This window comes from Pelagibius sp. (genome assembly GCF_965227505.1).
Taxonomy (GTDB): Bacteria; Pseudomonadota; Alphaproteobacteria; order Kiloniellales; family Kiloniellaceae; genus Pelagibius.
Genome location: NZ_OZ245757.1, coordinates 1,715,021 through 1,733,678 on the forward strand (window position 1 = coordinate 1,715,021; position 18,658 = coordinate 1,733,678).

Below are 18,658 nucleotides of genomic sequence, written 5' to 3' on the forward strand. Positions count from 1 at the left end.
ATGCCCGTCGAGGTCATCATGCCCAAGGTGGACATGGACATGACCAGCGGGACGATCGCCGCCTGGCATGTCGCGGAGGGCGCCGAGGTGAAAAGCGGCGAGCCGCTCTTCGACATCGAGACCGACAAGGCGGCCATGGAGGTCGAAAGCCCCGCCAGCGGACGGCTCCATCACGTCCTGGCCGAGGCCGGCAGCGAAGTCGCCATCGGCAAGGCCATCGCCTGGATCTACGCGCCGGACGAGGAGGTCGGAGCGCCGCCGGAAGGCGGCAGCGCGGGCCCAACTCCGGTAGCGCCCGACAACGCAGCGGGTGAAGATGCAACCGCATCGCTGCCCGCCAAGCCTGCCCTCACCATCTCTCCGGATCATCAGGCAAAGCAGCGCGCCACCCCGGCGGCGCGGCACCTGGCGCGGGAGAACGCTCTGGATCTTTCGGGGATTACCGGGTCCGGGCCCGCGGGCCGGATCGCGCGCGGCGACGTGGAAGGCGCCTTGCGCCAGGCGAAGGACAGGCCATCTTCCGCCGGATCCGGCTGGCAGCCACAGGGCGGCCCGCTCGTGGTGTACCGCTCAGGCGGCGACACCGGAGCGCCGCTGGTCATGATCCACGGCTTTGCGGCTGACTCCGCCGGCTGGCAGAAGCTGGAAGCCTGCCTGCCGGCAGCCCGGCCCTTGGTGAGGATCGACCTGCCCGGCCACGGCAAGTCGCCACGCCGCCCGGTGGACTCCTTCCGCAGCCTCGCCCGCATGGTCGTGGAGGCCTTCGACGCCGAAGGCCTCGAGGATGCGCACCTGGTGGGCCACTCCCTGGGCGCCGCGCTGGCGCTGGCGCTGGCGGACATCCGCCCGCGGCGGGTCGCCTCCCTCACCATGCTCGCCCCGGCCGGACTGGGCCCGGAGATGAACGGCGGTGTCCTCGCCGGCCTTGCCCGCGCCGGCCGCAAGGAAAGCCTCGCCCCCTGGCTGAAACAGCTGACGGCGGAACCGCAGATCGTCACCGAGAGCTTCGTCATGGCCGCCATGCAGGCCCGCAGGGACCCGGCCCTGCGGGCCTACCAGCAGGATCTGGCCGAGACTCTCTTCCCCGACTCCGTCCAGAGCTTCGACCTCACCCCCGCACTTGACCGCCTTGCGATTCCGGCGCAGATCGTCTGGGGCCGCAAGGACCGGGTGTTCCCCTGGAAACAGGCCCTGCAGGCGCCGGGCCGGGTGGCACTCCACCTGCTGCACGACATCGGCCACATGCCGCACCTCGAAGCCCCGGAAGAGGTGGCGGCGGTGATCGCGGGTCGCCTCAAGCCGGCAGTCGGCCAACCCGTCACCACGACAGTCTGATGACCCGGCTTGGCGGCCCGCGGCTTGAAGCGTCCGCAGACGAAAGGTAGAACTCCGGTCATCGACTCTCAGGAGGGTGCCACTTGGCCCGCCAGGAAAAGCCCCAGGGACGCAGACGCTCCGCCGCCCAGCAGCTGAACCTGCCGGACGCCAGCCACCGCATGCGGGTGCGGGCCACCTGGATGTATTTTATCGAAGGCCGCACCCAGAGCGAGATTGCCGAGATCCTGGGCGTCGGGCGGGTCACCATCGTGCGCCTGCTGGCCGATGCGCGCCGCCGGCGGGAGGTGCAGATCTCCATCAAGGCCCCGCTGGTCGAGGTCACCGAGATCGAGCGCGAGCTCGAAACCCGCTTCGGCATCGAACAGGCCATCGTCGCCCCGCTGTCGGATGCCGAGAGCGATCCCGGCCAGGTCATCGCCGCTGCCGCCGGCAGCTTCATCTCCCAGGCCATGCGCTCCGGCATGACCGTGGGTGTCGGCTGGGGCCGGACGCTCTATTCGGCGCTGCCCTTCATCACCGGGCGCACGCTGGAGAACTTCCGCGTCGTTTCCCTGCTCGGGGGCATTTCCCAGGCCCGCCGCTTCAACCCGGCGGAGTTTGCCTGGCAGTTCAACGAGCTGTTCCAGGGCGAGGGCTATCTGGTTCCGGCCCCGGCGCTGGTCGACAGCCCGGAGACCAAGTACGCTCTGCTGGAACGCTGCGGCATCGCCCAGGTCTTCGAAATGGCCGACAGCCTGGACATCGCCCTGCTCAGTGTCGGCGGCATCTCGACCCTGACGACCTCCTACCGGGTCGGCCACCTCTCTGAGGCGGAGCGCCGCTCGCTGATCGAGGCCGGGGCCGTCGGTGACATTCTCTACAACTTCATCGACGAGACTGGGGCGCTGGTCGACCATCCGGTAAACGAACGCGCCATCGCGGTGGGGATCGACCGTCTGAAACGAACGCCGCAAAGGGTCCTGATCTCCGGCGGGCCGGAGAAGATCCCCGTCCTGCAAGGCGCCATCAGCCTGCTGGAGCCGACGGTCTTCATCACCGACGAGATTACCGCGGGCAGCCTGCTCGCCTGAACCAGAGGCTCCGCGACGGGGGCGGGCGCCGAGGAGTTTCCAAGACCCGGGAGATGGACTAGGCTTGGGGCGCTGGCCGCGCGCCGGCCCATTCCTCGCCGATCAACGCCCGGCGCCTGTGGTCGCAGGCGCTTGTCACTGCGGGCGCTCCTGATCACGCGGCACGCAGACTGCCTAATTTCTGGTCTGCCGCCCAAGCGCGGAAAGCCGGCACGGGAAGAGAACAGGCGGAGAACTGCCGGACCGTGGCTGGCATGGGAATTGCTGCTTTTGGCGACTGTGGGTTCGCCCAAGAAGAACAGGGAGATTAAGAGGCATGTTCAAATCCAAGGCTTTACACCCCGCGGTGCTGGCCGGCGCCTGTGCGCTGATGCTCACCCTGGCCGCCGTCCCGGCCCGGGCCGAGGTGGATATCAAGTTCACCCTCGATTGGAAATTCCAGGGCCCCACGGCCGCCTTCCTGGTGGCCAACGACAAAGGCTACTACGCCGAAGAAGGTCTGGACGTCTCCATCGACAGCGGCAACGGCTCGGCGGGGGCCGTCACCCGGGTCGCGGGCGGCGCCTACCAGATGGGCTTTGCCGACATCAACGCGCTGGTGGACTTCAACGTCCAGAACCCCGGCCAGTCGGTGAAAGCCGTGATGATGGCCTACGACGCGCCACCCTTCTCGCTCTTCACCCTGAAGAAGAACAACATCGAAAAGGCCGAAGACCTGGTGGGCCGCAAGCTGGGGGCGCCGGTTTTCGATGCCTCCTACAAGCTCTTCCCCGCCTTCGCCCATGAGACCGGTATCGACGAGGCCGCGGTCGAGCGGGTGAACATGGACCCCGCCCTGCGCGAGACCATGCTGGTCCAGGGTCAGGTCGACTTCATCTCCGGCCACTACTTCTCGTCCATGCTGGACCTGAAGTCCAAGGGCGTTGCGGAGGAAGACATCCGCTACTTCCTCTATGCCGACTTCGGCATGGATTTCTACGGCAACGCGGTCATCGCCTCGGGTGACTTCATCGAGAACAACCCCGAAGCCGTTGCCGGCTTCATCCGTGCCACCATTCGCGGCTGGAAGGACATCATCGCAGATCCTGAAGGCGCCATCGATGTCGTGGCCAAGAGCGATCCGTTGATCGACAAGGGGCTTGAGCTGGAGCGCCTGCAACTGGCCCTCGACGTCAACGTGCTGACAGACCACGTGAAAGCCAACGGCATCGGCGACGTGGACGAGGCACGGCTGAGCAATTCCATTGCCCAGCTTGCCATCGCCTACGACCTCTCCTCCACGCCGGAGCCGGCAGCGGTCTGGACCTCGGAGTTCCTGCCGCCGGCCGAAGAGCGAATGCTGACACCCTGACCGCAATCCTTTTTGGTTTTAGTGGATTGCGTTTTCAGTCGTGACAGCCTTCGTTGAGCTCGATCAGGTGACCATGACCTACGGCGGCGCCGGCAACGGCCCGCCGGCGGTCGCGGATGCCTCCCTGGAGATCCGCCGCGGCGAGTTCGTCGCCATGGTCGGCCCCTCCGGCTGCGGCAAGTCCTCGATCCTGAAGATCGTCTCCGGCCTCATGCCGGTCGACTCCGGGATTGCCCGGGTCGCCGGAGAGACCGTTTCCGGCCCGCTCACCATGGTCGGCATGGCCTTTCAGAACGCCACGCTTCTGCCCTGGCGCACCACGCTGGAGAACGTCCTGCTGCCGCTGGAGGTGAGCCGCAGCCACCGCGGCAGCTTCCGGCGCAAGAAGGCCGAGCACATAGAGACGGCCCACGAGCTGCTGCGGATCGTCGGGCTGGAAGGCTACGAAAACCATGCCCCGCACGAGCTTTCCGGCGGCATGCAGCAGCGCACCTCGCTCTGCCGGGCATTGATCCATGCGCCCGACCTGCTGCTGCTGGACGAGCCCTTTGCGGCGCTGGACGCCTTTACCCGCGAGGAGCTCTGGGGCGTGCTGCAGGACCTCTGGATGCAACGCAAGTTCACGGTGATTCTGGTGACCCACGACCTGCGCGAGTCCGTCTATCTCGCCGACCGTGTCTACGTGGTCAGCAAACGCCCCGGGCGCATCGTCTACGAGCGCCCCATCACCCTGCCGCGGCCGCGCACCCTGGAGTCCACCTTCGATCAGGACTTCGTCGACCTGGTGCACGGTCTGCGCGACCACATCGGCGAGGTGCGGGCGGCATGATCTCCTCCACCAAGCTCGCCCCCTGGCTCGCCACCATCGGGCTCTTCGTCTTCTGGGAGGGCGCGGTCCACCTCTTTACGATTCCCGAATTCGTGCTGCCCGCCCCCAGCAAGGCGATGGCGGCCCTGATCCAGTACTGGCCGGCGATCTGGCAGAACGCCTTCTACACTTTCTGGGTGACCCTCGTGGGCTTCGGCATGGCGGTGGTCTTCGGCCTGGCGCTGGGGCTCGTCACCGGCGCCTCGGCCCTGACCTATGCCGCGCTCTATCCGATGCTGGTGGGCTTCAACAGCATTCCCAAGGTGGCCATCGTGCCGGTCCTGGTGGTGTGGTTCGGCATCGGCACGATCCCGGCCATCCTCACAGCCTTCACCATCTCCTTCTTTCCCATCGTGGTGAATGTCGCCACCGGCCTGGCGACCCTGGAGCCGGAGCTGCGCGACGTGCTGCGCTCCCTCGGGGCACGCAAGATCGACATCCTGCTGAAGGTGGGGGTTCCCCGCTCGATGCCCTACTTCTTCGCCTCGCTGAAGGTTGCCGTCACCCTGGCCTTCGTCGGCACGGTGATTTCGGAGACCGTGGCCGGCAACGCCGGGATGGGTCACCTGATGCTGACCGCTTCCTCCAGCTTCCGCGTGCCCCTGGTCTTTGCCGGGCTGCTGGTGATCGCGGTCATGGGTGTGGGCATGTACGCGATCTTCGCCCTGATCGAGCGCCGCTTTGTCGGCTGGGCCTTCCGCGGCGCGGAGTCGGCCTGAAGTCCTGCGCCGTCAGGCGCGCCCCACCGCCAGACCGTCACCGTCGAAAAAGTGGATGCGCTGCTCGTCGAAGCGCAGGCCGACCTGCTCACCGGGCTTCACGGCGGTATCGCCGACGTGGCGCACTGTCATGACCCCCAAGGGATCGCAGTCGACGAACAGCATCACGTCGGCGCCGAGATACTCGGCCACTTCCACCTTGCCGTTGCAGTGCCCCTCGCCGGGGTTGGTCAGCGCGATATGCTCCGGGCGGATGCCGACCCGGTTGGCACCGCCCGCGGAGGCGGGGGCAGGGCCGCCGCCCTGCCCCTGCAGGGCAAAGCGGCTGTCGGTCACGCCGCCGGGTACCACGTTCATCTTCGGGCTGCCGATGAACTGGGCGACGAAGAGATTATCCGGCCGTTCGTAGAGCGTGCGCGGGCTGCCCACCTGTTCGATCCGCCCGGCCTGCAAGACCACGATCTTGTCGGCCAGGGTCATGGCCTCCACCTGGTCATGGGTCACGTAGATCATGGTGGCGCCCAGCGACTGGTGCAGCTTGGCGATCTCGAAGCGCATCTCCACGCGCAGCGCCGCATCGAGGTTGGACAGCGGCTCGTCGAACAGAAAGGCCGTGGGCTCGCGGACGATGGAACGCCCGATGGCGACACGCTGACGCTGGCCGCCGGAGAGGTCCTTGGGCCGACGGTCGAGCAGCGCATCCAGCTTCAAAACCCGCGAGGCCTCGGCCACCTTGCTTTCGATCTCCGTCTTCGGCGCCCCGGCGGTCTTGAGACCGAACCCCATGTTCTCTCCCACCGTCATGTGGGGATAGAGCGCGTAGGACTGGAACACCATGGCAAGGCCGCGGCCCGAGGGTGGCTCTGCGGTCACATCGCGGTCGTCGATGAAGAGGCTGCCGCGGCTGATCTCTTCGAGGCCGGAGACCAGCCTCAGCAGGGTCGACTTGCCGCAGCCCGAAGGGCCGACGAAGATGACGAACTCACCGTCAGCGATGTCGAGGTCGACTCCCTTGATCACCTGCGCATCGCCGAACCATTTCTCGACGGCCTGCAGTCTGATAGCGCCCATCAGTTCCATCCCTCTTTTTTCGTTGGGCTCGCCCAGGCGAGCCAGATCGCTGCGGTCCAGGTGAAATCAGGCCCGCCTGCCCCGGAGCCGTCGCAGGGGTCGAAGTACTCGTAGAAGCCGGCCCCTTCGATCAGGCGGCGGGTGTCGTGGCGCAGCCGCTCCGCTTCGGACTGGTGGCCCGCTTCGTGGAGGCCGCGGGCCACCATCCAGTTCACCACCGCCCAGACCGGACCGCGCCAGTAGCGTCGCGCGTCGAACTTCGGGTGACGGGGGTCGAAGCTGGGCACGGCGAGCGGCGCGGCATCGAGAAGATCGTGCAGAGTGGCGAGCAGGCGTTGCTCATGGACCGGATCGCGCAGATCGGCGTACCAGGCCAGCATGGCGGCTGAGGAGACACCGTCGGCAAAGACGCCGCTGCGCTCGTCACGGGCGGCATAGGCGCCAAGGTCCTCGGACCACAGCGCTGCGGCGGCGTCCGCACCCGCTTCACAGTCGGCGCCCAGACGGGCCGCGGCCTCGGTCTCGCCGAGAGCCTCCGCCAGGACGCGGAGATCGCGGTCGGCGCGCAGCAGGATGAAGGTCATGGTCGGATCAGCGACCGCGAAGGGCCCCTCGGCGGCGATACGATGGGTGTCCCAGCCCGCTTCGCGGCCCCAGGCGACCAGCGACAGGTAGCGGTCATAGTCGTCCTTCGTGGGGCGCATGGAGGGATCGACATGGCCGGTATCGCGGCGCTGGAAGGAACCGAGATCCCGGATCGGAACCCGGGCCATGGCGCCGTCCCAATCCGGCGAATTGTCGCGGCCGGATTCCCAGGGATGGGTGACCAGGATGGCGCCGCTCTGCCCCCGGCGGTCGCGGTGGAACCAGTCGCGCCAGGCCAGCAGCTTGGGGAAGAGCGCGCGCAGGCGCGCCAGCCCCGCCTCCGGATCGCGCTCGTAGAGGATGCGCGCCACCGTGGCCGCCACCGGCGGCTGCGACACGCCGGAAGAGGCAATGGGGGCGCCGACGCTCGTGCCGGCACCCCAGACCGATGGCCCGGGGAAGTAGTCCGGATCGTCGGCACGAAAGAGGATGTGCGGCCACATGCCGTTCGGCCAGGCGCCCTCGGCAAGGGTCTCGAGCTCGCGCCAGGCGCGGTCGATGTCGAACTCGGCGAAGCCCAGGGCCGCGAAGGCGGAATCCCAGTTCCACTGATAGGGATAGAGCCCCGCGGTGGGAACGGTATAGCCGCCGCGGTCGTTGGCCCGCAGCACCGCCTCGGCCGCTTTGTCGAGGTCGCTCACGGCACTCAGCCCTTCACGGCACCGGCGGAGAGGCCCTGAACCATGAAGCGTTCGAGCCAGAGGAAGATCGCCATGATCGGCACGGTGGCGATGACGGCGCCGCCCATCATCAGTTCGCGCGGCAGCTCCGAGGAGTTCAGCGAGGCGACGCCGCGCGGCAGGGTGAAGATGGCCGGGTCGTCCAGGAACATGAAGGCGAAGAGGAACTCGTTCCAGGCGATCATGAAGACATAGAGCCCGACGGAGGCCAGGGCTGGCAGGCTGAGCGGCAGCGTGATCTTGATGATCACGCCGATGCGGGTCAGGCCGTCCATCAGGCCGGCCTCCTCCATCTCCGCCGGCAGACCGCGGAAGTAGCCCTGCAGCATGTAGAGCGCGACGGGGATGGTTGTCGCCGGATAGACGATCAGCAGGCCCAGAATGGTGTTGCGCAACTCGAGCTGGCTGAAGACGGCGTAGAGCGGCAACACCAGAACGATGGCCGGCACCATGTAGATCAGCAGGATCGAGCGGGCGAAGGCATCGCGGCCGCGAAAGCGCAGCCGCGCCACCGCATAGGCCCCCGGCACCGCGATCAGCAGGGTGACGAAAACGGTACTGACAGAGACAAAGGCCGAATTGAGGATGTAGGTGCCGAAGTTGAACTTGGTGAAAAGTTCGGTGTAGCTCCCGAAGAGGTTCGCCTTGCCCAGATCGATGGAGAAGTCGAGCGGATTGGCCAGAAGCTCCGCCTGGCTCTTGAAGCTCGTCATCACCATCACGTAGAAAGGCAGCACCACGAAAACGGTGAAGAAGATGTAGCCCTGGCCTTTGAGCACCCGGATCACCAGTTTCTCGAAGTCATAGCGCCGCACCGTTCCCGCCGGCGCGTCCCCGACACAGAGCCAGATCGACTGCACGGTGACGCCGATAAAGACCGCAAGACCGATGAGCTGCCAGACGCTGCCCTCGCTAAGCGGCAGACCGAAGACCTGGCCGAGGGAGAAGATCACCAGGACCAGAAACATGATCGAAGCGGCGTAGCTGCGCGTGCGGTTGCTGCGCCTTTCGACCGGCGTAAAGGTTACGAAGAGGGCCGCGGCCAGGCCGGCCAGGGCCGCCGTGCCGACCGGCGGGCGCGCCGGCAAGCCGGTCACCAAGGCCAGGGTCACGCCCACGACAATCATGAAGACAAGGCCGAAGGAAAGCCCGGCGAGCGCGGCAACCGCAAGGCCCGAACGCAGGCCGTGCCCGCCGGTCTGGGTCAGAGCAGCCATCTCAATCCTCCTTCGGCGAGAAGCGGAAGAACACCAGGGCGAAGGCCAGCAGCACGAAGAACACCACCACGGCGACCGCCGCACCGGCGCCGATGTTCGAAAGCGCAATCGCCTGCTCGTAAACGTTGACCGTCAGGGTGCGCGTGCCCGCCGCGCCGCCGGTCAAGAGAAAGATGTCGTCGAACTTGTTGAAGGTCCAGATGAAGCGCAGCAGGAAGAGGATCGCCAGGATCGTCGCGAGCTGCGGCAGGGAGAGGTGCCAGAACTGCTGGAAGGGCGTCGCCCCGTCGATCTCCGCCGCTTCGTACATGTCGGTGTTGATCGACTGCATGCGCGCCAGGATGAAGAGGAAGGAAAGCGGGAAGTAGCGCCAAGCCTCGAAGACGATGACCGTCGTCAGGGCCAACGGGAACTCGACGGTCAGACCGAAGAGGCTGATCTCGCCTGCGGCGCGCTGGCCGAGGAAATTGATCGGGCCCTCCGTTGCGCCGATCTGCATGAGGATGGCGTTGAGCGCGCCCGAGTTCGGGTCCAGCAGGGTCACCCAGGTGTAAGCGACGGCAATGACGGGCGCGACATAGGGAAAGAGGAAGAGGCCGCGCAGAAAGGCCCGCCCGCGGAAGGCCTGGTCCAGCAGCAAGGCGGCGAAGAGGCCCAGGATCAGGGCGCCGCCGGTGCCGAAGACGGTGTAGAGGATCGAGGTCCAGAGAACATCCCAGAACTCGGTGGCATTGAAGACCTTGCGGAAATTCTCCCCCGTGAAGGAAAGGCTGGTCAGCGCGTTCTCGCCCCTGCCCTGGGCAATGGCCGCCGTGCCCTCGAGCAGGGCCTCAACGTTGGAGATGTCGGTTTGCGCCGTCGCCTCGAAGCGCAGCCGCTCCCGGCCGCGCGGCTCGAGATCGCCGAAGGTGCAGGTGAGGTTGCGGCCGGAGAGCACGCAGCGCTCGTCGTCGACGGCCAGATCGACGCCTTCAGGCAGGGTATCGGTGAAGGCGGCACCGCGCACCGGAAGGTTGGGTGAGGAATTACGCAGTGTGTAGGTGACGCGGAAGGTCTCGCCCGCGGCCACGGCCTCGCCGCTCACCCTTTCGTTGATAGTGGCCTCGGGCGGGCGCAGATCGGCCAGCTGGATCGGCTTGGCGGAGATCCAGAAGTTCGCAATGAGGGGGAGAGCGACGATCAGGGCGACGATCAGGAAGGTCGGCGCCAGCATCGTCCAGGCCAGCCGCGCCTCGCGCTTCTGCAGGGGGCCGACACCTTGCGGCGGGGCTGCCGCTTCCGCATCGCGCCGAACGACGCCGCTTTGCGCAACTTCTGCCATTTCGCCTTCCTCCCCCAGTCTCCCTTCTTCCTGTCCCCTGGTCGCGCGGACCGGCTGCGCCGACCCGCGCGGGGGAACGATCAGAGCTTGCCGAGCTCCTCGTTGATCGCCTTGGCCGCCTCGGCCGCCGAGATCTCGTCGTCGATGAAGCGCCGGGTGATCTGGTTGATGACCTGGCTGTTGACCACCTTGGAGGCCGCCGAAAGCTGCCCTTCCTCGACGCCCCAGCGCTGAGCGGAATCGAGACCGGTCACGATCGAGTCGATCACCTCGGGCGGGTAGAGCTCGGTCAGCGGCGCCTTGCGGTCGACACCGACCGGCAGCGTCGACCAGAGCTCGACATACTTGTCGGGATTGCCGTCATCGCCCCGGCGCACCGGAAACTTGCCCTCCGGCGCGATGGAGAGAGTCTGGCCATAGCCTTCGGTCATGGAGAACTTCACGAACTCGATGGCGTTGTCGGTGTCGGCGGAGCTGGTGACGCCGAAGTAGCGGATGTCCGCCCAGGCCGCGCCGTCGGGGTTCGAGGGGCCGGCGAAGGTGGTGACCACCCCGGTCTTTGAAGCAAGCTCGGTCGAGGTCGGGTCGTCGTTGATGGTCGGCGGAGCGGAATCGCGCAGGCCGGCCAGCTCGTCCAGGATGAAGGGCGACCAGATGATCATGGCCGCCTTGCCCGCGAAATAGAGTTCGCGCGACTGCTTCCAGAACAACTCGCCCGGTGGCGAGGCCTTGGCGATTGTCTTGTAGAACTCAAGCGCCTCGACCAGTCTCTGCTCTTCGAAGCCGGCGATGCCGTCCGCCGACATCGGGGTCGCGCCGTTGGCCAGCAGAACATGCTCCAGCACCTGGCTCATGAAGTTCTCGTCGATCTTGGTCGCCGCGACGAAACCGTAGATCTCCGGCGGGTTGTGCAGCTTCTCCACCGCCGCGACGATGTCGGCATAGCTGTCCGGTGCGGAGAGCCCGGCGGCCTCGAAGAGATCCTTTCGATAGACCACCATCTGGGTCCAGCCGTCGACCGGAACCGCGGCGGTATCTCCGTCCACGTCCGCCATGGCCAGAGCGCCGGGCGCGAAGGTATCGAGACCGAGTTCCTCGACGGCCTCGGTGTTGGCGTCGATGTCCAGGATGCCGGCCTCGGCCCAGGGCTGCACGTACTGCAGGGTGTGATAGATGACATCCGGCAGGTCGTTCGCGGCAAAGGCAGCGGTCGCGCGCTTGCCGAGATCGGTTTCCGAGACGGGGATGACCTCCACCGTCACGCCGGTCTTGGCCTCAAACTCCTGCGCCAGGGCCTGCTGCTTGGCAAGGCGCTCGGGCTGTTCTTCGGTGGTCCAGAAGCGGATCGTCTCGGCCGCGGCTGTCTGCGCGGCGAACATCATTGCCGCCGCGGTCATCAGGCCGAGAGGTCTGAGAATCGACATAACTGGGCTCCCTTCCGTGTTGTGGTGTTCTTCTTCGCGTCTGACCTAAGATGGAAAGGCGGCGTTGGGCCCATCGGCCAGACGCCGCCGCAAGGCGGTGGGGTCGAGTGCCGGGGCGCCGTCCGAAGCACGGCGCACAAAGCCGGCAGGCCTGACCCTTTGAAGGATTTCCGGCGCCGTGCCGCTGATCAGGGCCATCAGCATTTCAGCCACCCAGGACCCGGCGCTGTCGGCGTCCTGCGACCAGGTGCTCAGCGGCGGCGAATGCACCGGGGCCATCGGCACGTCCCCATATCCCAAGACCGAGACATCCTTGCCGACGTCGAGGCCGAGGTCCCGCAGCGCCCCCATGGCGCCGAAAGCCAGGAGGTCGAGATCACAGATCAAGGCTGTCGGCGGCTCGTCGCGGCGCATCAGTTCGTCGGTTGCGCTGCGTCCGCCATCGGCGGTCAGCCCGACTTCGATTACCAGCGCGGGATCGTAGAGGTCGAGGGACAGCAGCTTCTCGCAGATCGCTTCGCGCCGGATACGTGCGAAGTTCACGGTCGGCGAAGCCGTGATGTGGGCAATCCGGCGGTGGCCGAGGGCAACGAGATGGGCGACCGCCTCCGCCGCCGCCGCACCGCAGTCCACGTCCAGCCAGGCAAAGTTCTCGGACGTGGCCGTGCGGCCGAAGGCGACGAAGGGCACTGCCTTCTCGCGCAGATAGGCGACGCGCGGATCATTGGACAGTGTGCGGGTCAGGATGAAACCGTCGACCTTGCGGGTCACGATGAGGCGGTCATAGGTCTCCTGCCACTTCTCGGGCGCCGTTGCGCTGGCGACCAGCAGATCGATCCCGCGCCCCTCCAGGACACGGGTGGCGCCTCGCAGGAACTGCACGAGGAAAGGGCTGGAGATATCGAGCTGTTCGCCGGGCAACACGATACCGACCGTATCGACCCGACCGCGCTTGAGGTTGCGCGCCATGCTGGAAGCCGCATAGCCGGAAGCCAAAGCGGCGGCCTGCACCCGGGCCCGCGTGGTTTCGGCGATATCGGGATAGCCGTTCAGCGCCCGTGAAACGGTGCTCTTGGCCAGATCGAGTTCGCGCGCAAGCACGTCGATCGTCACTTTTCCGCGCGAGCCCATGGCCTCCGCGGTTCCTCCCTGAGTTTTCTTGTTTGCACAACCGTAGTCCCGCATCGGAACCAATTGCAACGAAACTTTCCGAAACCGAATTCGCTACCATTTATCTGCGCCGATCGATACATACTCAAATGGGAGGATCTGATTGCACGGCGCCTGCGCCTCACCGGCGGGCCGGGCCCGCCTGCAACGGTGAAAGCATGGAACAGCCAAAAGAGAAAAGGGCAAGAATGAGCCATCCGGAGCGTCGACAGCCAGCCGACGAGACCCATCCGGAGATCCTGCCGAAGCGCCCAAATGCGGCTTTCGGCGCAGCGCTGCGCGCACGCCTGCTGGAAGTCTATGACAGCGACAGGGCGGACCGCCTCGTCGAAGGCATCACGGCGATGGTCGCAACACGACGCCGCCGGCACCCCGGGCGCTGGGTCGATCAGAGCGATGTCGTGCTCATCACCTACGCCGACAGCATCCGCGACCGCAAGGGCAGCACCACACCCCTCGCCACGCTGGAGGCGTTTCTGGCGGCCCACGTCGGCGACGCCATCTCAACGGTGCATCTGCTGCCGTTCTATCCGGCGAGTTCGGACGACGGCTTTTCCGTGATCGACTACCGCGCTGTCGATCCGTCGGCAGGCGACTGGAGCGACCTGGACCGCCTGGCCCGGCGCTTCGACCTGATGTTCGATGCGGTGATCAATCATGTGTCCCGGCAAAGCGCCTGGTTCCAGGGTTTTCTGGCCGGCGACCCGGAACGGAGGGCGTTCTTCCACCGCTGCGATCCGCAGGCCGACTACAGCCGGATCACGCGACCGCGCGCGCTCCCATTGTTGACGGCGGTCGAAACAACCGAGGGCCGCGCGCACGTCTGGACCACTTTCAGCGACGACCAGATCGACCTGAACTATGAAACGCCCGAGGTCCTGCTGGAGATCCTCGACCTGTTGCTGTTCTATGCCGACCAGGGTGCGCGCTTCATTCGCCTGGATGCCATTGGCTTTCTCTGGAAGAGGCTCGGCACCACCTGCATGCACCTTCCGGAAACCCATGCCCTCATCCAGATCATGCGCCTGGTCGTGGATGCTGCGGTTCCGGGTACGCTGCTGATCACCGAGACCAACGTGCCCCACGCCGACAACGTCAGCTACTTCGGCGATGGCAGCAACGAAGCGCACATGGTGTATCAGTTTCCGCTGCCGCCGCTCACGCTCTACGCCTTTCAGACTGGCGATGCGCGCCCCTTGTCCGACTGGGCAGCGGCGCTGGAACCGCCCAGGCCGGGCACAACCTTCCTCAACTTCCTCGCCTCTCATGACGGAATCGGGCTGCGCCCCGCAGAAGGCCTTCTGACCCCGGCGCAGATCGATGCCATGGCATCGAGGATCGAGGAGGTCGGCGGGCTGGTCTCCCTGAGAACACTGCCGGACGGCAGGGAGGCCCCTTACGAGTTCAACGTGTCCTTCGTCGACGCGGTTTCGGCGCCCGGAGATGACGACGCGATCCGCGCCGCCAGGTTTCAGGCGGCGGAGGCCATCCTGCTCTCCGTCATCGGCGTTCCGGCGATCTACATCCACAGTCTGCTGGGGTCACGCAACGACTTGGCGGGCGTGGCAAGGACTGGGCGCAACCGCTCGATCAATCGGGCCAGGCTGGACTTCGAAACTCTGGAGGAAGCGCTTGCGGAGCAGACCAGCCTGCGGCGGCGGATCTTGGACGCCCACCTGTCTCTCCTCACGCTGCGACGGGGCCGGTCGGCTTTTCACCCGAACGCAGATCAGACCGTCGTGCCGGCCCCGCGGTCTGTGTTCAGTATTCTGCGCAGCGGCTTTGGCGACAGAATATGGGTCACCGTGAACGTCTCCGGCGAGCCGGTTCAGATCCAAGCAATGCGCGCGGCATTGGGCTTCGCCGCGGATACAGGATTGATTGACCTCATCGCCGACAAGGCCGTCGCACACCCGCGCGAAGAGACGATCAGGTTCGCGCTTGGCCCCTACCAAGCGGCCTGGATCGCCGCGGACTGACGTCAACCTTCAGCGCTGGAGCCGTCAGCGCAGGGCGCCTGCCTTTGCGGTCGCCCGCTCGACTCCGGTTCCCATGGCCTCGAAAAGCCGCTGGATCGACCCCAGCTCGTCCTTGATGCTGAGCTTGCGCCGCTTGATGCGCCGCACGATCGCCGTGTCGGGCATCGGTCGCTTCAACTCCGCCTCAAGTTTCTCATCCAGGCTTCGATGCGTCATCAGCAGCGCCCTGTAGCGACTGGCGATACCCGAGCCAGGACGGGTCTTGGCTTTTCTGGCTTGAGCTACGCGCATAGTGCAGGTCTCCCATAAGGTTACCGTTCAGGACATCTGCGGGTCAGGGCTTTACCGATCTCCCCGCCCGCCTTTGGCCGGGCCTGCCGGGTCCGCAGTGCGTGCCGTGGGCACTGCGGGTCCCGACAGGCCCGGCGGGGGAAGCGGAACGCTACTCAGCGGCGCTCAGGTGGTGAGGCGCCGACCGCCCGTTTAACGCCGCCAAACGCTCCGACAGGCTCTTCTTCTCTTTTCCGGCGGTGCCGCGCGCGGCCGTGAGGGCGGCCGCGAAATGCGGATCGCTCTCCAATTGCTCGGTCTGAAAGAGCCCCGCCTTCAGCTGCAGCGTCTCCGATTCCGCCCGCAACTTCGCGGTCTGCTGGTTCATGGCATCGAGTGCCACACTAAGGGCCGAGATCGACCCCGTGACGCCCGCCGCCTCGCGGGCTCTCTTGTCCTGCACCTCGGCGCGCTCCTTGCGCAGGCGGGCCATCTCCAGCTGACGCTTTGCAGTGGTCAGTTCGCCCTGCGCCTGCCGCAGCTTCTGGCCAAGCTCCTCGAAGGAGCGGCGCAGCTCTGCGCGCCAGGTTTCTACCTCGTGGTCCTCCTGCTCTTCCCGCTCGATTTCGGGCTTCAGTTGCTCAAGCTTGGTGACCGCCTTGGTCAGGCTGGCCTCGATCTCGGCCCTCGCCTGATCGTTTTCTTCATCCCTCAGCCTGGCTTCAAGCGTCCGGGCGGCCTGGAGGTACTCCTCATAAGTCCGGCGCAGCGCCTCAGTCTCCTGGTGTTCGCGGCGCACCTCGGCCTCCGCCTCGGCAAGGCGCCCGCCCAGCTTGTGCAGTTCGGCCTGCATCATGTCGATCTGAGCGCGGCTTGCGGTCTCCGGATCGAAGGCCACGACCGCTGCGGTAAAGTCTTCCAGCACGCCGGTCGCCTTGTTCATGCCGTAGTGCTTCAGGAAGCGCCACACCATCCTTTTTCTCCTCCGTCCCAGGCTCTGTCTAAGGTCACCTGATGATCTGGGGATCGCCAAGGCGACGATCCAATCGCCCTTCAATGAGCCGTTGATAGGAATTCCCGATCTTCCTGGCGCCCTGCGGCACCGCGGAGGTTGAAAGCCTCATCGTCAAGCACGATATGTACGCCGTCTTTGATAGGTCTTTTCAATCGATTCCTGTTCTGTAAGGGAAGCCGGACCCGTGATCCCCTCGCTCAAGCAGCTGCGCTACTTGGTGGCTATTGCCGATACCCTCCATTTTCGGCGGGCGGCCGAGCTGAGCCACGTCAGTCAGCCGACCCTGAGCGGCCAGCTGCGCGAACTGGAACAACGCCTCGGCGTACAATTGGTCGAGCGCAGCCGCGCCAAGGTGGTCCTCACCCCCATCGGCAAGGAGATCGCCGCCCGCGCACGCGTCGTGCTCCGCCATGTGCAGGATCTGGTTGAGCTCGCCGAACAGGATAAGGGCGTTCTGGGGGGAACCCTGCGTCTGGGTGTTCTCCCTACACTCGGCCCCTACCTGCTGCGCCACATCCTGCCCGAGCTGCACCTGAGCTACCCGAAGCTGAAACTCTATATCCGCGAGGGTTCCCCCAACGCACTGCTGCAGGATCTCGACGAAGGACGCCTCGATCTTCTGATCTTCGCGCTGCCGGTAAAGGGCGCGGATCTGACAGTTGCGCGGCTGTTCCGCGAGCCGCTGCTGATCGCAGCCTCGAGCGATCATGGACTGGCGGTCAAGGATTTCGCGGAGCGCGCCGACCTGAAAGGCGAAACCGTCCTGGGCCTGGAGCGCGGCTACCAGCTTCATGCCCAGGTTCGTGAGCTCTGCGAAGTCTACGGCGCCAGGCTGTCGCTGGATTACGAGGGCACCAGCCTCGATACTCTCCGCCAGATGGTCGGCATGGGTATGGGGCTGACGTTCCTGCCGGCGCTCTACGTCCGCTCGGAGATTCCCAAGGACGAAGAAGTCGTCGTCCGCCCGCTGCGCAGCCGGCCCCCGAGCCGCAGCATAGGCCTCGTCTGGCGCCGGCATTCGGCCCGCAGCGACGAATTCGCCTCCCTGGCCGGCGTCATGCGCGGCATCATCAAGAGCGGCGTGCCGGAGGTGACGGTTCTCAGCTAGCCCACCACAGCACAGACGGGCCGGCCGAGCAGCCGCGCTGCCTCTGGGTGCATGAGGCTTCGCAGCCAGTGCGGAATAGAGGCCGAGCATTAATCGGCGTCTCCTTTCGAACCATCACACTCTGCTATAGTTGCAAAAGCACATATCTTTGCCCTGGACTTGGCGCAGATCGACCACTATTTGCAAAGCCGAACAACTTGAGCGCTCTGGGAGGCGCGTGCAGGCCGCTGACGGCCCTGACCTTAATGTCTGTACAAAGTTTTCGGACTTCTTTGGCCTTGCGTGGCGGTCACGCTGAGCACGCCGGGCAACGGCGGAGCATTTCCGGAAAAGACGCACCCGGTGTCCGCAACGGAGAAGCCCGCCAGGCACGGAGGCACGCGGGTCCGGTCGCCAAAGGAACAGCGCAGCAGCGCTGTCGAAAGGAGGTGTGTGGGTGAGAGGAGACTACGCCGACCATTTTGACTTTCTGTCACGGGGCCCCTATGCGCAGTTCGTCGTGGAGAAACGCTCGGTCGGACAGCGGCCGCTCAGAATGCTCCGCACAGCACAACCGCCAGGCGACTTCTCGGACCCGGCCCAACCGGACCTGATTCTCTACAAGATCCTGCGATCCGAAGGCCACACGGTCAGGGATCTGGGGGCCGGCCGCATAAGGCGGAGATTTCGCAATGGCGACTTCGACCTTCAGGGCCCCGGCGTCGCCAACGAGATCATTGCGGAAGGGCACCACGAAGTCATCGATTTCATCCTGCCGATCGAGGCCGTGCGCGAGGTGCTGGACGACCGTCGTCCGGGCTTCAGCGGCGATTTCGGGCGGCTGCACGCCGAGCCGTTTCGCGATGCCTTCCTCGAACAGCTCTGCATGAAGCTCTGGCGCGAGAGCGAGGCAGGAAACCCCAATGGCAATCTGTTTGTGGAAGGAGCGCTCGTAAGCATGATCGCCATCTTGTCGAGCTTGTCGGAGCGCAAGTCGGCAGCGGAAAACGAAACCGTAAGCGCGATGCCGTCGCGAACGCTTCAGGCAATCGACGACTTCATCGAGGTGAACCTCGGCAAGAACCTTTCCAACACCGATCTTTCCGATCTCGCGCGCCTGCCGCAGCTGCGCTTCGCCCGGGCCTTCAAGGCCGCGACCGGCCAGACCCCGCACCAGTACGTTCTCGCACGCCGCATTGCCCGCGCTCAGGAGTTGCTGGCCGCGGGCGACATGCCAATCGTCGAGATCGCCTATGCCTGCGGCTTTGCGTCACAAAGTCATATGACCGACGTCTTCCGCCAGAAGCTCAGCGTCACCCCCGGGCGCTACCGCAAGGAAGTACGGGGTTAGAACCATTGCCTCACCCGCAATGGGCGCCTGAGTCCCAGCTTGGCGTGCGTAGGCGCCGGCCGTCTTCCCGAACCTCCAGTGC

At 65.9% G+C, this 18,658-nt stretch carries 16 protein-coding genes; 8 read left to right on the forward strand and 8 right to left on the reverse strand.

Going from position 1 to position 18,658, the window contains the following annotated elements; genetic code table 11:
* From ACO06P_RS08130 to ACO06P_RS08150, 5 genes are all read left to right on the forward strand, one after another.
* Window positions 1-1,335 carry an acetoin dehydrogenase dihydrolipoyllysine-residue acetyltransferase subunit gene (locus ACO06P_RS08130; protein WP_420349503.1) on the forward strand — a complete coding sequence of 445 codons (1,335 nt, stop codon included), beginning with the start codon at window positions 1-3 and terminating at the stop codon, window positions 1,333-1,335.
* Between the two features lie 83 nt (window positions 1,336-1,418).
* The gene (locus tag ACO06P_RS08135; RefSeq protein WP_420349504.1) at window positions 1,419-2,408 is read left to right on the forward strand and encodes a sugar-binding transcriptional regulator; all 990 of its coding nucleotides are present in this window, start codon (window positions 1,419-1,421) and stop codon (window positions 2,406-2,408) included.
* 316 nt (window positions 2,409-2,724) lie between these two features.
* Complete coding sequence (locus ACO06P_RS08140) at window positions 2,725-3,759, forward strand: ABC transporter substrate-binding protein (protein WP_420349505.1); 1,035 nt, start codon at window positions 2,725-2,727, stop codon at window positions 3,757-3,759.
* A gap of 40 nt (window positions 3,760-3,799) precedes the next feature.
* The gene (locus ACO06P_RS08145) at window positions 3,800-4,588 is read left to right on the forward strand and encodes an ABC transporter ATP-binding protein (RefSeq protein ID WP_420349506.1); all 789 of its coding nucleotides are present in this window, start codon (window positions 3,800-3,802) and stop codon (window positions 4,586-4,588) included.
* Window positions 4,585-5,346: an ABC transporter permease gene (locus ACO06P_RS08150; RefSeq protein WP_420349507.1), complete on the forward strand. Its 762-nt coding sequence runs from the start codon at window positions 4,585-4,587 to the stop codon at window positions 5,344-5,346. Before ACO06P_RS08145 ends, ACO06P_RS08150 begins: the two co-directional genes overlap by 4 nt.
* Before the next feature lie 12 nt (window positions 5,347-5,358).
* Here ACO06P_RS08150 and ACO06P_RS08155 read toward each other — a convergent pair whose 3' ends face one another.
* From ACO06P_RS08155 to ACO06P_RS08180, 6 genes are all read right to left on the reverse strand, one after another.
* On the reverse strand, window positions 5,359-6,417 hold the full coding sequence (locus tag ACO06P_RS08155) for an ABC transporter ATP-binding protein (protein WP_420349508.1): 1,059 nt from the start codon (window positions 6,415-6,417) through the stop codon (window positions 5,359-5,361).
* On the reverse strand, window positions 6,417-7,703 hold the full coding sequence (locus ACO06P_RS08160; protein ID WP_420349509.1) for an MGH1-like glycoside hydrolase domain-containing protein: 1,287 nt from the start codon (window positions 7,701-7,703) through the stop codon (window positions 6,417-6,419). Before ACO06P_RS08160 ends, ACO06P_RS08155 begins: the two co-directional genes overlap by 1 nt.
* A gap of 5 nt (window positions 7,704-7,708) precedes the next feature.
* The gene (locus ACO06P_RS08165) at window positions 7,709-8,959 is read right to left on the reverse strand and encodes a carbohydrate ABC transporter permease (RefSeq protein WP_420349510.1); all 1,251 of its coding nucleotides are present in this window, start codon (window positions 8,957-8,959) and stop codon (window positions 7,709-7,711) included.
* A 1-nt stretch (window position 8,960) separates the two neighbouring features.
* Window positions 8,961-10,280, reverse strand: coding sequence for a carbohydrate ABC transporter permease (locus ACO06P_RS08170; RefSeq protein ID WP_420349511.1), 1,320 nt, complete (start codon window positions 10,278-10,280; stop codon window positions 8,961-8,963).
* 80 nt (window positions 10,281-10,360) lie between these two features.
* Window positions 10,361-11,704: an ABC transporter substrate-binding protein gene (locus ACO06P_RS08175; RefSeq protein ID WP_420349512.1), complete on the reverse strand. Its 1,344-nt coding sequence runs from the start codon at window positions 11,702-11,704 to the stop codon at window positions 10,361-10,363.
* A 45-nt stretch (window positions 11,705-11,749) separates the two neighbouring features.
* A complete protein-coding gene (locus tag ACO06P_RS08180) occupies window positions 11,750-12,835 on the reverse strand; it encodes a substrate-binding domain-containing protein (RefSeq protein ID WP_420349513.1) in 1,086 nt (361 codons plus the stop codon).
* A 227-nt stretch (window positions 12,836-13,062) separates the two neighbouring features.
* Between ACO06P_RS08180 and ACO06P_RS08185 the strand changes: the two genes are divergently transcribed.
* Entirely contained in the window at window positions 13,063-14,853 is a 1,791-nt protein-coding gene (locus tag ACO06P_RS08185) for a sugar phosphorylase (RefSeq protein ID WP_420349514.1), read from the forward strand.
* A 24-nt stretch (window positions 14,854-14,877) separates the two neighbouring features.
* Here ACO06P_RS08185 and ACO06P_RS08190 read toward each other — a convergent pair whose 3' ends face one another.
* Together ACO06P_RS08190 and ACO06P_RS08195 are read right to left on the reverse strand one after the other, a co-directional pair.
* Entirely contained in the window at window positions 14,878-15,069 is a 192-nt protein-coding gene (locus ACO06P_RS08190) for a YdcH family protein (RefSeq protein ID WP_421935169.1), read from the reverse strand.
* A 226-nt stretch (window positions 15,070-15,295) separates the two neighbouring features.
* Window positions 15,296-16,096, reverse strand: coding sequence for a hypothetical protein (locus tag ACO06P_RS08195; RefSeq protein ID WP_420349516.1), 801 nt, complete (start codon window positions 16,094-16,096; stop codon window positions 15,296-15,298).
* Between the two features lie 226 nt (window positions 16,097-16,322).
* Here ACO06P_RS08195 and ACO06P_RS08200 point away from each other — a divergent pair, with 226 nt between their 5' ends.
* Window positions 16,323-17,246, forward strand: a complete 924-nt coding sequence (locus ACO06P_RS08200) for a LysR substrate-binding domain-containing protein (protein ID WP_420349517.1) — start codon at window positions 16,323-16,325, stop codon at window positions 17,244-17,246.
* A gap of 436 nt (window positions 17,247-17,682) precedes the next feature.
* On the forward strand, window positions 17,683-18,576 hold the full coding sequence (locus tag ACO06P_RS08205) for a helix-turn-helix domain-containing protein (RefSeq protein ID WP_420349518.1): 894 nt from the start codon (window positions 17,683-17,685) through the stop codon (window positions 18,574-18,576).
* Window positions 18,577-18,658: the final 82 nt, after the last annotated feature.

What these genes read in the sequence shown, in the direction of transcription:
- ACO06P_RS08130 (WP_420349503.1), top strand. Translation starts at nt 1, where the DNA reads ATGCCCGTCGAGGTCATCATGCCCAAGGTGGACATGGACATGACCAGC.
- ACO06P_RS08140 (WP_420349505.1), top strand. Translation starts at nt 2,725, where the DNA reads ATGTTCAAATCCAAGGCTTTACACCCCGCGGTGCTGGCCGGCGCCTGT.
- ACO06P_RS08150 (WP_420349507.1), top strand. Translation starts at nt 4,585, where the DNA reads ATGATCTCCTCCACCAAGCTCGCCCCCTGGCTCGCCACCATCGGGCTC.
- ACO06P_RS08155 (WP_420349508.1), bottom strand. Translation starts at nt 6,417, where the DNA reads ATGGGCGCTATCAGACTGCAGGCCGTCGAGAAATGGTTCGGCGATGCG.
- ACO06P_RS08165 (WP_420349510.1), bottom strand. Translation starts at nt 8,959, where the DNA reads ATGGCTGCTCTGACCCAGACCGGCGGGCACGGCCTGCGTTCGGGCCTT.
- ACO06P_RS08170 (WP_420349511.1), bottom strand. Translation starts at nt 10,280, where the DNA reads ATGGCAGAAGTTGCGCAAAGCGGCGTCGTTCGGCGCGATGCGGAAGCG.
- ACO06P_RS08175 (WP_420349512.1), bottom strand. Translation starts at nt 11,704, where the DNA reads ATGTCGATTCTCAGACCTCTCGGCCTGATGACCGCGGCGGCAATGATG.
- ACO06P_RS08180 (WP_420349513.1), bottom strand. Translation starts at nt 12,835, where the DNA reads ATGGGCTCGCGCGGAAAAGTGACGATCGACGTGCTTGCGCGCGAACTC.
- ACO06P_RS08185 (WP_420349514.1), top strand. Translation starts at nt 13,063, where the DNA reads ATGAGCCATCCGGAGCGTCGACAGCCAGCCGACGAGACCCATCCGGAG.
- ACO06P_RS08190 (WP_421935169.1), bottom strand. Translation starts at nt 15,069, where the DNA reads ATGACGCATCGAAGCCTGGATGAGAAACTTGAGGCGGAGTTGAAGCGA.
- ACO06P_RS08195 (WP_420349516.1), bottom strand. Translation starts at nt 16,096, where the DNA reads ATGGTGTGGCGCTTCCTGAAGCACTACGGCATGAACAAGGCGACCGGC.